A 13,129-nucleotide genomic window follows, 5' to 3' on the forward strand; every position below is an offset into this window, starting at 1 on the left:
GTCGCGCTTTCTCAAGTGTATAGGTAACATCTTTGAATACGAATAACATTAGGAGGAGCATCCATATGGAAACAACTGAAGTAAAAAAAGCACTTGCTTACATAACGCGGTACCGAGATGGAGAATGGCAGTTACTTGTATATAAGCATCGCGATGATCCGGAGTCAGATATTCACGTGCCAGGCGGTGGAGTGGAGAAAAATGAAGATGAAAAAGAGGCTGCTGTGCGGGAAGTATTTGAAGAAACAGGGTTAACAAACATTGAATATGTCCGACGGATTGGTGTGTACAAGTATTTTTCCACGTATAGAAATGAGTATCAACGGAGATTTGTTTACCATTTTAAAGAGAAAGAAGATGGGCTCATTCCTGATCGTTGGGAATATGTCGTCAAATGTGACGGAAAAGATAATGGTTGGGTATTTCAATTTTTCTGGCTACCGATTCATACAATAGTAGGGGTGAATGAGGCCGACTGTGATAAGTGGCAAGTCATCCGTAGTGATTATTTACCAAATTTAATCCGTTTGGAAAAAGAGAACTGAATGATGTGGAGAGGAGCTCATCCGGGTGTGAAGAAGGATAGCTCCTCTCTGGTGACTGCTAGACTGGTTTGACAGGGACACATATTTCGCACTTGTTTTGGCGTATCATTTCCCCGGTATATCGCTCCAAAATCGGTTTGTCATCAATGCCATAACCATTGTCCTCTATTACTTGAAACGTGTTGCACCATGCTTCTTGCACGGCTGTAGCCGTATGTTCAAGTGTGAAGACCATATACTGACCACCAGGAAGTTCGTCGTAAAGAAGGGAATGGTCAATCTGGTGATCATGCTCCAGAACGATACAGGCATCATATCGACATTTCTGTGGGGGCGTCACTTTTGCATTGTCTCGAGCAATACCAAGTATAATGGCAGAGCCAGTGAGTAAGTTTTTTTCTTGTGCCCATTCTTTGATTTGTGCGATTGCTTTCATGTTGGAAGGACCATAAGGGCCGATTTGCCGTATATAAGCGATGTGGTATAGAGGAAGTACTTCGATGTTTCTGTCCATCGCATGTCATTCCTTTCTGTATGCATTTTGGTTACATGGTTCATGCTATCATGTTATAAAAAGTTATTCATTTGTATTTTTAAAAAATATTAAAATGGCGAGAGTGTGCCGATATTAGAGCGAGCAATTTGATTGTGCGTCTATCCCACACGGCCTTCTGACAAGCTCCCCAGAGCAATTTGAACAAACGAAAGTCATTTCTTCTGTGCACGCAGGACAGAAGGTGCATTCATGTATGCAAATATAAGCAACTTCGTGTGGTGCGAGTGTTTTTGTGCATGATTCACATGCGTTTTTCATGATCAATGCCATGATTCCTCACGTCCTTTTATAAGAGATTTCGTCAAAGTGATTGTGGCAAATTCTTCGTGCAGCGTGAGCAAAGAAGCTTCGTGAACTTGTTCAGCGGTGTAGCGTGCCTCACCCCATTGTAAAGGAAATGCGACAGTGGCATCAGAAACGACGGTTGTTTGAAAACCAAGATTTGCACTCATCCGTGCGGTTGTGGATACACAGTGAGGGGTGGTGAAGCCCGCGATTGTTAAAGCGGCAATATGTTGCTTGCGCAAATACGATGTGAGTCCGGTGCCGATGAAAGCACTGTTCACTTGCTTTCGGAAAATCTCCTCACCGTTGATAGGCTGGGCTTCATTTTTAAAAGAAAATCCGGGATGTTCATGATAGAAAAGAGAGTGCCGGCGAGTTGAATGATGTTGAATGTGAATAACAGGTGCTTTTTTCTTTCGCCATTCGCCTAGAAGGAGCGCAATATTTTTTTCTGCGTCGTGATGATTGCGCTGCCCCCACTTCGGATCATCAAATGCTTGTTGCACATCGACTAAAAGTAGTGCGTTGTTCATGGGTATCAGTCCTTTTTGTTTGATGTATGTAGTGTAACAAGTATGATAGAGAGTAAGAATGTACTTTTTTCGGTTTTCAAACGCACATGCATGCTGTTTTAAAGGTTTCTATGTGCAATTTCCTAATGATTTGAGGTGAAAAAATGGATGAGATTGATTGGGAGATCATGAAGCAATTGCAAGAAGACGGACGGATGTCGATGACGCGTTTAGGGAAAGAAGTGAATTTGTCGGTGCCAGCGGTGAAGGAGCGGGTACAAAAACTAGAGGATAAGCAAGTGATTAGTGGTTACCGGGCGATGATTGACCCAAAAAAAGTCGGCAAGCATGTGATGGCGTTTGTGTTGATGGAAACGAGCCGGTGTGAAGCTTTTCGGAATTTTTGTATCGGGCATGAAAGCGTCATTGAATGTCATCGTTTAGTTGGTCAGTATAGTTATTTAGTCAAAGTGGTGGTCGAATCAGTGGAAGTGCTAGAGCAGTTCATTGATGAAGCGATGGCCTTTGGTCATCCATCGACGTTAATTAATTTATCTTCGCCGGTCCCTTACAAACCATTGGTAGAAGATGAAACAAACGTTTAATTAAATGGCATCTTAGCGTTGACGCAACATGGAAGCGTTTTAATATGAGTAACTCAACTTTCGCACCTCAAATCAGGCATGTAAGCCTTGATATAAGTGGGTAATCCAGCAATCCAATGTGAGAGTTGACTTTTGATCAAGCGCTGTGCGCGCTTATCAATCTTGTCAAAAGCATCATGAAGAAGCTCGAGTAACTGTTGCAACGCAACAGTCCAATCAAGCGCCTGCATCTCATCACAGAGATCATAAAATACACCACCCAGTGTCCGATGATCATTGTGGCAACGATTTTGCCAGGATAACACGATATATCTAGTAAAAACAATGGTTGTGTGGCTAATAAGTGAGTCGTACGAACGCCCTTGAAACTCCTTTTGCAAACGGAGGAGCGACTTCGTCGTCTTGAAAAACACTTCTATATCCCAGCGGATCCCGTAAGTTCGGATAATCTCCTGTTCAGAAAGGGTGCAGTCTGTACTCAAAACAGCAAGCCATTCTCGCTTTTTATTCCGATTACGCACAAAAACAACTTTAACAGTGACACCATTTGCCATCGTTGTCGTGATGGAGCGGAGAACACCTTTTTTCTCAGGAAGAGGCGTTGCACGGTGATAAAGCTCCTTCAAAGATAGCATTTTACCGTTTACTTGATAACGCTGTTTTGAATTCTTCACCATACCGATAACATCAATTCCTTGATCTACAATGGCTTTGATCAATGGCTGTTGAGTAAACCACGAGTCCATTAAGACATAGGAAGCCTGAACGCCTTTCGATAATGCTCGCGCGATCATACCAGGGAGTTGTTCAGGAGCGGATTGAAGACCCTCTTTACGTCGCTTATAACCAGCACTACGCTTATCGAGATCTTCGTTGATGCCATTGATGATAGATTTTTTGGAACTCAGTAGTGAAAAATCAATAGGTATAAAAGTGTTCCCATCGGACCAACCGAGTGTAAGCATACGAAATCCTTTATAAAAGCGATTTTTAGTGGAAGAATGATCAAAACAACGGGCAAGCAGTTCGACCCTTTTACTGCGATTGCGGTCATATGAAGAATCGTCCACAATCAAGACCTTGGGACGATCATTTGATGTCAATGCGCTGACTTTTTGAATGACAGCTGTACTGAGCGATAAAAGAAACTTTCTCCAAGCAAACTTTGGATAGTTTAAAAAGCGATATATAGCGTCTTTTCCAGGAAAATCTTCACGCTTCTTTGAAGTGAAAAGCGCAAACCAATTTTTTTGGTGGAAAATGAGCGCGAATACAAGGCGAAATAAAACATTACAGCTAAACCCAAAGTTCTTCCGAATACCTGATTGACGCAAATGCTTTGTCATTTCTAGCTCCGATAATACAACATTAATTTCATTTGGGAGTTGCTCATTTACATGCCTTTCAGTTATCATAGAGAAAGCACCTCTTCTTTTTGGTATTGGGTTTAGTCAACTCTATTATACCTAAAAGAAGTGGTGCTTTTCATGTTTCAAGTACTGATGTCAAGGAGCATATTTCATAGGCCGACAGGCCTTGTTATAACTGAAACTCGAAGCATTTTTTGCCTGCGAAAGTTGAGTGAGTAAGTAAAGTTAATATAATCCTATATGAACGGGAGCAGAAGCGCCATGATGATGAAAACAGCATGTTGGGGAATTGTTGCAAGCTTGTTATTAGTAAGTGGTTGTACAGAGCAACAGCAACAAGATGAATCGTTTCTTGAGCCGATTGAATGGAATAAAACAGAACAGCGGTTGTTGTGGCTGACGACAGATGACGCGATTGCTTTTAAAACGAAGACACTGAAAGATACGGTACAATATATTTACTTTTATGTAGATGTATATGAAGACGGAGAATTGAACGAAGCTGTTTCGCAACAAGTAGGCGCGGTAGGTTTTGAACATAGCGATACGGATGAATTGTTTATTGCGTACAAGCTCGCTCAAACACAAGATGATGATACGGGATTTACACTTTTTGTACAGCCAACGGGTAAAGATCGTTCCGGGTCGATAAAGTTAAACGGAGAAGTTCCATTCAGTAGCGAAATATTCCAATCTTATGCTTCGGCAGGTGGCATTGACATCACTGCAGAAAGCACACCGCTATTTCTATGGACTGCAGACGATCGCTTATTATCAAACTGGTATACAGAGGAAGGGCTTATGGAAATGCGGAGTAGAGGAAAAACGTTTGCGATTATTCGGGCGGATTGGGATGAAGAAGTGCGAGAGTAAAAGAGCGCACTAAAAAAAGTTTGACGGGGGAATGTAAATGTCACTACTATTAGAATGGTATTGGACTATGTTCATCGCGACAGAAGTTCTCGGGTTTCTTTGCGTCGTCTCATTCGTGCTTTTTCGTTATGTGCTTGTGCGGCCGCTGTTAAGTAAATGGAGTATACTCCTGTTTGTTTTGTTGAATGTGTTTGATAGTGTGATCGCGTTTTTTGTGTATAGAGCAACAGGGGAGCTGTCTGTGTTTCAAGTGATTGTCTTCATATTCATTCTCTACGCGCTCACATTCGGACGAAGTGATTTCAAGAAATTAGATTTTTGGATACGAGGGAAAATCGAGAAGTGGACGAAGAAACCGTTGATCAGTGCGGAGGAACATCGCGCGCGTGAAGAAAGTAGGTATGGTGCGGCGCAAGCGAGAGCGACTGCAAAAGAATGGACCATGCATGCGATCATCTTCGTGTTTGCAAATGGGCTATTCTGGTTGCTATTTCCTAGTGACACAGTGTCATTGACGGATGTACTTAGTGTAGAAGGGATTAAAAAGTGGGGAGAGGATCCAGAGCTGTATGGGCTGTTTAGTGAATCTGCAATGAATCAAGTGATAAGGGTTTGGGGAATCATCTTCATCATTGATACGATTTTTTCTTGGTGGGAAATCTTGTCTCCTGATGAAAAAGAGGAAGAAAAAGCGTAGCGCGGTGTTGCTTGTATCACAAAACGTTTGACGTCACAATGAAAACGTTTTAAGATGAGGGTTTGTCAAATTAAGTGCAACACTTCCTCCTGAAACACTTCATAGCCTCTCGGCATTCGCAAAAGCGCGCCGAGACAAGATTTTATCAAGCACTCTAAAGTGCTATCCTCCTACTTCGTAGGGGGATTTTTCATGTAATAATGATTGAAACAAAAATAACGTGTTCGTTTTTCAGACACAAAACAAACAGATATGCTCTTGATTTTTCAAAAACCACCCCAATAATCGAATTGGAAATATATTACTTTTTCGATGGAGGGGTTTTTATGAAACCAGCAATGGTTCCGCATACCGAATATCAAAAATCTATGCTCGAGCAATTACAAGAGCACTACGCAGATGGGGCATTGTTATTGCACAAAAATGATTGGTCAGTGATTTCAAAGTGCTACATTACTGATTTATCAAGCGTTTCAGCCCTCGTACAACACACCTACTCTGATTCTACTCAAGGGACAATACCACGCGATCCAGCTTCTATGATGCGTGCGTTTTTACTAATGCTTTTCGTCCGGCCCGAAGAAGGCATTACCAAATGGGTCCAAACACTTCAAACTAACCGTCTTTATGCCTTGCTTAGCGGATTTGAGATCGGAGATGTACCCGGTGTTGGTACGTTCTACGATTTTTTCCATCGTCTATGGAACCTATGTGATAAGAATAGAAAAGGCCATAAGCAACGCCGGCGCAAAAAGCCGAAGAAAGGGAGAAAACCAGGTGAAAAAGCACCTACTGTTACGCCCAATCGGGTGAAACGAATTGTTGCACGAGCAATGAAATGCTGTAGAACGAAAAGAACTTTACCAACAGATTCGCTTTTTTCCTTATTCCAGGATGCTTTTCTTTCAGTAAGCGCAAAGCTAGGGTTGCTCGGAGATGTAGACCAGTTGACCATTGCAGGTGACGCCACACCTGTAACCACTGCCGTCTATCCCCGAAGCAAGCCTGCTTGCGCCTGTCGTGCCGAGGAGCGTAGAAATTGCGGTCACCCCCGCCACTACTCTCAGCCTGACACAGATACCGGTTGGAACAGCTCTCATCGGCATCATTACAACGGATATTCGCTGTATTACCTTACAGCCGCAGATAGTCCGTATGATTTACCGCTTTACCCAAAGTTCCAGCCAGCGTCTCGGCACGACTCGGTCAGCTTTGTACTAACCTTTTCAGAGTTCTCACAGCGCTTCACAGTAGGCACGACTGAGAGAATTCTCTTAGATGCTGCGCATGATGCACGAGCCATCTATGACTTCATTATACATCATGGATGCAATCCTTTCATCGATCTGAATGAGCGGACGAAGAAAAAGGACAACAATGACAAGGGTTATGACGATAGTAAGAAGATCACCATTTCTCCTCAAGGCATACCCATTTGTCCGGCGGGTTTAGAAATGAAGCAAAATGGCTATGATCACACGCAAAAGAGACAAAAGTGGCGTTGTCCATTAATGGAGAATCGCACCACATGTACGTGCGAAAATCCTTGTTCCAATGCTAAGTTTGGACGTACTTTTCATACCAGTACGAAGGATGACCCAAGGCTTTTCCCTGAATTCCCGCGGAGTTCAGAAGCTTGGGATCGCATCTTCGCGCGTCGCACTACTGTTGAACGGACAAACAAACGGACAAAGACAGACTACAAGCTGGAGGCCGGCAGGCATCGGTCCACTATGATGTGGGCCATTCGCACGTATGCCATCATGATGTGTCAGCACGTGGATGCCTGGTACAGTCATCGAGAAGGTGAAATGCATCATTTGATCTCGACTATTCTACCTCAAGCAGCCTAATTTTAACACATTGATAAAAAATCTTGCGGGCAAGGTTTTTTTGGTGCGCGCTTTTTTGAAAGAGAAATGAAATTTTGAGCGAATGTGTTGGTTTTAACTCTTTTTTTGATCAATCTACCTATTTGTTTCCAGTTGCTTAGTCCTTAATGCCGAGAGGCTATCTTCGTGTGTAGTTTTCCATTTTAAACATTTTCTTGGTCTATGATTGATTAGCGACAGTGCAAATTCTAGTTCTTCACCAGAAACAGTAGCGAAATCCGTTTTCTTAGGGAAAAACTCTCTTAATAACCCATTGGCATTTTCATTACTGCCACGTTGCCACGAAGAGTAAGGATCAGCAAAGTACAGCTGAATATCCGTATCTTGTTCAATGGAGCTATAACAGGCAAATTCTTTCCCTCTGTCAACCGTTGCGGTTTGAAAAGCGCCAGCAGGCAACTGTTCGTTTAATGTTCGAATCGCTTTTTCCATGGATGAGGAGGTGCGATCCGACATTTTAAAGGCAATGTACCATCTAGTTTTACGTTCAACAAATGTAGCAAGACACGCTTTACTTTTCCCACGACTGGAAACAACACTATCCAGTTCCCAATGACCAAAAGTCTCCCGCTTTCTAATTTCTTTAGGTCGTTGTGAAATAGATGTTCCAATATTAAAGCGCCCTCTTTTTTCTAGTGGTTTTTGCCGTTTTCCCTTGTGGCGAAGAAAGGATAAATCTTGATTCACTAACAGACCTTGATAAATCCAACGATAGATGGTTTTAAAGCTGATGGTCCCTTGAAATAATCGTCCTACAATTTGTTCGGGCGACCAAGTTTGTTTCAACTTCTCATTTATGATCTCAGCTAATTCACAGGACCATTTACCAATACGTCCGCAACGTAATCTACGCTTGTGATAGTTCTCTTGAGCACTTTCAGGCTGATAGAACTTCTCTTCCGAGTTCCGTTTCAGTTCTCTAGAAATGGTAGAAGGTGAGCGGTTAAGCTTTTTAGCAATCGCACGAATAGACTGCCCCTGGCTATAAAACGTTTCTATACGTGCTCTTTCAAATGTGGTAAGATGTTGGTAGCTCATAGCATCCTCCGTGTGTGTGTTTGTTTGGTTACCTACATTTTACACGAAGCTGTTATGGGCTGTTTTATTTTAGCCACGTTTTTAGGTGTTGCACTTAATATTACAATCCGTCAGATAGAAAAACGCTGGAAGCCTAGGAGGGACAATTGTGACTCAAAATGCTGGAACGGAAGAATCGATTCGAAGGTGGAATGATTTTGCCAAAGCGTACGCGGCAGATCAGACAGAACAGGGAGACTTAAGTCGCAGGTGGCTTTTAAACCCAGTAATCTTTTCACTTATCGGAGATATAAAAGGGAAGCGAGTCTTAGATGCTGGATGCGGAGAAGGGTACTTAAGTAGAATGTTAGACAACAGAGGTGCAAAGGTTACTGCGGTTGATTATTCAACGAGTATGCTAGACATTGCGAAAAAGCGCACGACAAAAGTGGATGCGATTACTTATCAACAAGGAAATTGCGAAGACTTGTCTTTTTTACGAACAGAAAGTTTCGACTGCATTGTATCCAATATGGTCATTCAAGATTTAGCTAATTATGAACAGGCATTTCAAGAAATGCACCGCTTACTCGTAACTGGCGGGACATTTGTATTTTCAATCTTGCACCCATGTTTTGTGACACCTGAATATGGCTGGGAGCGAGGAGAAGACGGGGAAGAGTCACACTGGAAAGTAGACAAATACTTTTATGAGGGTGCGTATGAGCAAGATTTTGGTGATAAGGAAAACATGTTATTTTTCCATCGAACACTTACAAGTTATGTCAATACGTTAACGAAAACAGGATTTGTTTTAGAAGAGCTTGTCGAACCCAAGCCTTCGCAAGAGATATTGGCAGCGCACCCCGAGGCAGCATTAAAATTAAGGCGACCAGATTTTATTGTGTTTAAGTTGAGAAGACGAGGATAAACGGTTACGGCTGAAAAGGTTCCTTAAGAGAGAAACAACCTAAGGGGAGATAACTGTGACAAAAAGTATGGGAACGGAAGAATCAATTCGAAGGTGGAATGGTTTTGCTCAAGCTTATGCGGCCATGCAGACAGAGCAAGGAGATAAAGGGCGTGAATGGCTTTTAAACCCAACCATTCTTTTTCTTATTGGAGATGTTAAAGGAAAGAGGGTATTAGATGCTGGGTGTGGTGAAGGCTATTTAAGTAGAATCTTTTGCAAGAACGGGGCTGAGGTTACAGCCGTCGATTATTCAACAAACATGATAGAGATTGCGAAAGAACGAACACCGGAAACACTCGTGATTAACTACAGACAGGGGAATTGCGAAGACTTGTCTTTTTTGCGTGCAGAAAGTTTTGATTGTATTGTATCCAATATGGTCATTCAAGACTTGGCTGATGATGAAAAAGCGTTTCAAGAAATGTACCGGCTACTCGTAGCCGGTGGAACATTTGTGTTTTCGATTTTGCACCCGTGCTTTGCAACGCCTGAATATGGCTGGGAAAGAGGAGAAGATGGAGAAATATTACACTGGAAAGTAGACAAGTATTTTTATGAAGGTGCTTATGAGCAGGACTTTGGTGAAAAGGAAAACATGTTATTCTTTCACAGAACGCTGACAAGTTATATGAGTCGTTTAATTGGAACAGGATTTGTTTTAGAGGGCCTCATTGAACCGAAGCCTTCTAAAGAGATGATCGAAGCCCATCCCTCAGCTGTGTCAAAGTTGAGGCGTCCGAATTATATCGTGTTTAAATTAAAAAAATGAAGGTTGTGCGCAGGCTTTCACTCACAACATTGACATGATATAGTGAAGTTGTAACACCACATGAGGAAAAGATGTATAATCAAACCAACAGAAAGTGGTGTTACAAAATGAGTAAAAAACATTATGACGCAATCTTCAAGGAAAAACTCGTCCGGATGCACCTTGAAGAGGGACGAAGCATGGGAAGTTTAGCAAAAGAATATGGTTTGGGGCATGGGACCCTCAATCATTGGGTGAAGCAATACCGCAAAGAATGCAATGAATCCAACCAAATTGATGAAGAACGTGCAAAAAGCGTATATGACCGACTAGCACAATTAGAAAAACAAAATGAGGAACTAGAAAAGGAAAACCTCTTCTTAAAAAAGGCGGCAGCATTCTTTGCGAAGGAAAGCGAGAACTAATTTATCAATTCATCGACGAAAATGCCAAGGAATTTGGTGTGCGATGGCTACTACGACGTTTCCGACTATCACCCAATGCCTACTACAATCACAGAAAGAAACGACGAGCAAAACAACAAGAAAGAAAAGCGGCGATCAGTGCGTGTATTAAAGACATTTTCCACCGTTATGGCGGGAAAATGGGCTACCGTATGATCCATAAAAGGCTGGCTCATGAGGGATACACATGTAGCCTACTTACTGTGCACAAGTACATGAAAGAACTAGGGCTGCGTTCTATTGCATATAAGCGAAAGCCGCCTTATGTGAAAGGGAAGAAGCACAGCGTCTTTCCGAACCTTTTAAACAGAAATTTTGTCGTTGCTCATACGGATCAACGGTGGTGCACTGACTTTACGTACCTTCATTTAGCGAACGGACAAGTCCGTTATAACTGTTCCATTTTGGATTTGAGCAATCGTAGCATTGTCGCCACAAAGACGGATTCACATATCACCGCTGACCTTGCAATTGAAACGTTACAAGAAGCACTGCAGAAACATGCGCCTAAAAAAGGATTGATCTTACACAGTGATCAAGGAGTCCAGTTCACCTCTAAAGCTTTCACTGAGTTTTGTAAGCAAAACGGTGTCATACAAAGCATGAGTCGCGCCGGATGCCCTTATGACAACGCACCGATGGAATCTTTTTTCGGCAAAATGAAAAATGAACACCTAAATCATTTTGTGATTAGAAACACACGTCATTTAAAATGGCTCATCGAGGACTATATTTTCCGATATTATCATCATATCCGTCCTCACAGTTCGCTTGGAGGTAAAACGCCTATGGAAGTTCAGGCTTGTTAACTAACTTGAGGAATGACTGCACGTCCCTCGAAGGGGGTGTGAGCAGTTGCATCGCGCTTTGACATGGAGCCTCTACGGGCATGTGTTCCCCGCCAAGATCCAAGCTAAAATAAGGCTTGGCTACACCGCACCAGGCTAACACGCCCGCCTCTCCATGTAAAATCGCTCGGGTTGAACTTCGAATGATTTACTGGAATTTTTACATGGAAATCTGCCCGTTTCATTTCCGAATGATGGCAGGCGCTCTTCCAATGAGGACAACTTATTTTTTCTAGGCGGTGTTACAATTTTGCTTGACCGGGTCAATGTGGCGGCAAATATGGTAATTGCTTTTCTAATTGCTTGCTATGTGAAAGTTAAAATGAACCGTTTAACAAAAGATAAAGAGAAAAGATAAAGAGAATGTTGCTGTTTGACCGAGGAAGGAGCATCATCTATGATCATTGCGATTGCCGCTGTTTCGGGTGGAGGGAAAACGACAGTGGCACGTGCTTTAGCGAGCAAGTTGCCGAATGCGTACGTGCTACACTTCGATGATTACGAGTTAGAAGGACCGAGTGATCTCTGCCAGTGGATAGAAAATGGGGCAAACTATGATGAGTGGAAGGTGAATCCGATCATTCGCGATATAAACATATTACGTGATCGCAAGAAGTGTGACTTCATCATTTTAGATTATCCGTTTTCGTATTTACAAACGCAGATGAGGGACTTGATTGACCTCTCCTTCTATATTGATACGCCACTAGATATCGCGTTTGCAAGGAGAATCATTCGCCAACCGCCAAATTTAATGAGTGAGTTGGTGGATGATTGTACCCACTATTTAAATGTGAGTAGAAAAGCGTACACACATATGAATGATGTCGTAAAGCCGAGCGCAGATGATATGATGAACGGACAATCTGCTGTGGACGAGATTGTTCGTCAAATGGTTGGTGTGATCCATAAACGAAGAAGCACTGAGAGTTGACGAGTCATCTAGTTGGCTACTATCTTTTCAAAAAAGTGGTGGCCAACGCATCATTGCATAAACACTACCTTCTTCAGATTTTCCCTTGACAGGACATCAGAAGTGCTCTATATTTGCATTATACAACTAATATGCCACGAAATAAACGATATTAAAGGGCACTGAAAGAAAATTGCGTTTTCCTTGGTCTTACGTTTTGACTGTGATATACTTGCGTTATACAACTAATTGGCTGGAGTGAAGATGAGTGAATAACAGATGTGTACAACCAGGACTATCACAAATACGCGATGTGTTGCAAATGTTAGCAAGGAATATGGTCTTTTTAGAAAAGGAAGGCGCATCATGTTGTGGGATCACAAATATTCAAAGTTACGTGCTTGAGCACATTCACAAGTTAAATGGCCCGTCGCTCAATGAGTTAGCAGAACATTTGCGTATGGAAACGAGTACACTAAGCCGGCAAGTACAAGGGCTTGTGACAAAAGGGCTTGTGAAACGTGTGCAGTCTGAGACAGACCGCCGTTATGTGCAATTAACCTTAACGGAGGAGGGAGAAGCGTTTGGTGAGAAAGTAAATGTGCAAATGCAACAATATTTACAACGAATTTTCTCTCACATCCCAGCAGACAAGAAAGAACAAGTGCTAGAGAGTCTTGACATCTTGTTAGAAGCGATGAAGAAAAGCAATTGCTGCTAACAAGCGGCTCTTTTATGGTAATTAGTTGTAAAACGCAATTATTGAACATCGGTAATATGCTATTCCCTCGTGGGTATTAGTTGCAATCACCAATTATTGAAAGGTGGAAT

15 protein-coding genes are annotated in these 13,129 nt (G+C 42.3%); 10 read left to right on the forward strand and 5 right to left on the reverse strand.

The genetic code is table 11. The annotated features are described in order from the left end of the window. Window positions 1-65 precede the first annotated feature (65 nt). Window positions 66-545 (forward strand): NUDIX hydrolase, encoded by a 480-nt coding sequence (locus NSQ26_RS12015; RefSeq protein WP_499718291.1) that lies wholly within the window; start codon window positions 66-68, stop codon window positions 543-545. Between the two features lie 58 nt (window positions 546-603). Here NSQ26_RS12015 and NSQ26_RS12020 read toward each other — a convergent pair whose 3' ends face one another. The 3 genes from NSQ26_RS12020 to NSQ26_RS12030 all read right to left on the reverse strand — a co-directional run bounded on the left by NSQ26_RS12020 (window position 604) and on the right by NSQ26_RS12030 (window position 1,919). After that, window positions 604-1,059: an AraC family transcriptional regulator gene (locus NSQ26_RS12020; RefSeq protein ID WP_499718293.1), complete on the reverse strand. Its 456-nt coding sequence runs from the start codon at window positions 1,057-1,059 to the stop codon at window positions 604-606. 114 nt (window positions 1,060-1,173) lie between these two features. Further along, window positions 1,174-1,371, reverse strand: coding sequence for a DUF1272 domain-containing protein (locus NSQ26_RS12025; RefSeq protein WP_499718294.1), 198 nt, complete (start codon window positions 1,369-1,371; stop codon window positions 1,174-1,176). After that, window positions 1,362-1,919, reverse strand: coding sequence for a cysteine hydrolase family protein (locus NSQ26_RS12030; protein WP_499718296.1), 558 nt, complete (start codon window positions 1,917-1,919; stop codon window positions 1,362-1,364). Before NSQ26_RS12030 ends, NSQ26_RS12025 begins: the two co-directional genes overlap by 10 nt. A 143-nt stretch (window positions 1,920-2,062) precedes the next feature. Here NSQ26_RS12030 and NSQ26_RS12035 point away from each other — a divergent pair, with 143 nt between their 5' ends. Beyond that, entirely contained in the window at window positions 2,063-2,503 is a 441-nt protein-coding gene (locus NSQ26_RS12035) for an Lrp/AsnC family transcriptional regulator (RefSeq protein ID WP_499718297.1), read from the forward strand. A 53-nt stretch (window positions 2,504-2,556) separates the two neighbouring features. On the opposite strand, the gene NSQ26_RS12040 is transcribed toward NSQ26_RS12035, so the two are convergent. Continuing rightward, window positions 2,557-3,918, reverse strand: a complete 1,362-nt coding sequence (locus tag NSQ26_RS12040) for an IS4 family transposase (protein ID WP_499718298.1) — start codon at window positions 3,916-3,918, stop codon at window positions 2,557-2,559. Between the two features lie 216 nt (window positions 3,919-4,134). Between NSQ26_RS12040 and NSQ26_RS12045 the strand changes: the two genes are divergently transcribed. The 3 genes from NSQ26_RS12045 to NSQ26_RS12055 all read left to right on the forward strand — a co-directional run bounded on the left by NSQ26_RS12045 (window position 4,135) and on the right by NSQ26_RS12055 (window position 7,296). Beyond that, window positions 4,135-4,746: a YgaN family protein gene (locus tag NSQ26_RS12045; protein ID WP_499718299.1), complete on the forward strand. Its 612-nt coding sequence runs from the start codon at window positions 4,135-4,137 to the stop codon at window positions 4,744-4,746. Window positions 4,747-4,783: 37 nt separating this feature from the next. Continuing rightward, window positions 4,784-5,443 (forward strand): hypothetical protein, encoded by a 660-nt coding sequence (locus tag NSQ26_RS12050; RefSeq protein WP_499718300.1) that lies wholly within the window; start codon window positions 4,784-4,786, stop codon window positions 5,441-5,443. Window positions 5,444-5,769: 326 nt separating this feature from the next. Next, on the forward strand, window positions 5,770-7,296 hold the full coding sequence (locus tag NSQ26_RS12055; protein ID WP_499718301.1) for a transposase: 1,527 nt from the start codon (window positions 5,770-5,772) through the stop codon (window positions 7,294-7,296). A gap of 114 nt (window positions 7,297-7,410) precedes the next feature. Here the strand turns inward: NSQ26_RS12055 and NSQ26_RS12060 are convergent, their stop codons facing one another. Then, a complete protein-coding gene (locus tag NSQ26_RS12060) occupies window positions 7,411-8,373 on the reverse strand; it encodes an IS30 family transposase (protein ID WP_499718303.1) in 963 nt (320 codons plus the stop codon). Window positions 8,374-8,521: 148 nt separating this feature from the next. On the opposite strand from NSQ26_RS12060, the gene NSQ26_RS12065 reads away from it, so the two are divergent. The 5 genes from NSQ26_RS12065 (at window position 8,522) to NSQ26_RS12085 (ending at window position 13,019) form a co-directional block, all read left to right on the forward strand. After that, a complete protein-coding gene (locus NSQ26_RS12065; protein ID WP_499718305.1) occupies window positions 8,522-9,283 on the forward strand; it encodes a class I SAM-dependent methyltransferase in 762 nt (253 codons plus the stop codon). Between the two features lie 55 nt (window positions 9,284-9,338). Continuing rightward, window positions 9,339-10,094, forward strand: a complete 756-nt coding sequence (locus NSQ26_RS12070) for a class I SAM-dependent methyltransferase (RefSeq protein WP_499718306.1) — start codon at window positions 9,339-9,341, stop codon at window positions 10,092-10,094. A gap of 71 nt (window positions 10,095-10,165) precedes the next feature. Continuing rightward, window positions 10,166-11,346, forward strand: a protein-coding gene (locus NSQ26_RS12075; protein WP_499718308.1) for an IS3 family transposase whose coding sequence is annotated in 2 segments (ribosomal slippage) — window positions 10,166-10,469 and window positions 10,469-11,346 — 1,182 coding nt in all. Because the reading frame shifts where the segments join, the coding sequence is not laid out codon by codon here. A gap of 436 nt (window positions 11,347-11,782) precedes the next feature. Further along, window positions 11,783-12,319 carry a nucleoside/nucleotide kinase family protein gene (locus NSQ26_RS12080; protein ID WP_499718310.1) on the forward strand — a complete coding sequence of 179 codons (537 nt, stop codon included), beginning with the start codon at window positions 11,783-11,785 and terminating at the stop codon, window positions 12,317-12,319. 247 nt (window positions 12,320-12,566) lie between these two features. Beyond that, window positions 12,567-13,019: a MarR family winged helix-turn-helix transcriptional regulator gene (locus NSQ26_RS12085; RefSeq protein ID WP_499718311.1), complete on the forward strand. Its 453-nt coding sequence runs from the start codon at window positions 12,567-12,569 to the stop codon at window positions 13,017-13,019. Window positions 13,020-13,129: the final 110 nt, after the last annotated feature.

The sequence above is a fragment of the Bacillus sp. FSL W7-1360 genome (genome assembly GCF_038592975.1).
GTDB lineage: Bacteria > Bacillota > Bacilli > Bacillales > Bacillaceae_D > Shouchella > Shouchella lonarensis.

Coding starts and splice junctions, on each gene's coding strand:
- NSQ26_RS12015 (WP_499718291.1), top strand. CDS start 66: ATGGAAACAACTGAAGTAAAAAAAGCACTTGCTTACATAACGCGGTAC.
- NSQ26_RS12020 (WP_499718293.1), bottom strand. CDS start 1,059: ATGGACAGAAACATCGAAGTACTTCCTCTATACCACATCGCTTATATA.
- NSQ26_RS12025 (WP_499718294.1), bottom strand. CDS start 1,371: ATGGCATTGATCATGAAAAACGCATGTGAATCATGCACAAAAACACTC.
- NSQ26_RS12030 (WP_499718296.1), bottom strand. CDS start 1,919: ATGAACAACGCACTACTTTTAGTCGATGTGCAACAAGCATTTGATGAT.
- NSQ26_RS12035 (WP_499718297.1), top strand. CDS start 2,063: ATGGATGAGATTGATTGGGAGATCATGAAGCAATTGCAAGAAGACGGA.
- NSQ26_RS12040 (WP_499718298.1), bottom strand. CDS start 3,918: ATGATAACTGAAAGGCATGTAAATGAGCAACTCCCAAATGAAATTAAT.
- NSQ26_RS12045 (WP_499718299.1), top strand. CDS start 4,135: ATGATGATGAAAACAGCATGTTGGGGAATTGTTGCAAGCTTGTTATTA.
- NSQ26_RS12050 (WP_499718300.1), top strand. CDS start 4,784: ATGTCACTACTATTAGAATGGTATTGGACTATGTTCATCGCGACAGAA.
- NSQ26_RS12055 (WP_499718301.1), top strand. CDS start 5,770: ATGAAACCAGCAATGGTTCCGCATACCGAATATCAAAAATCTATGCTC.
- NSQ26_RS12060 (WP_499718303.1), bottom strand. CDS start 8,373: ATGAGCTACCAACATCTTACCACATTTGAAAGAGCACGTATAGAAACG.
- NSQ26_RS12080 (WP_499718310.1), top strand. CDS start 11,783: ATGATCATTGCGATTGCCGCTGTTTCGGGTGGAGGGAAAACGACAGTG.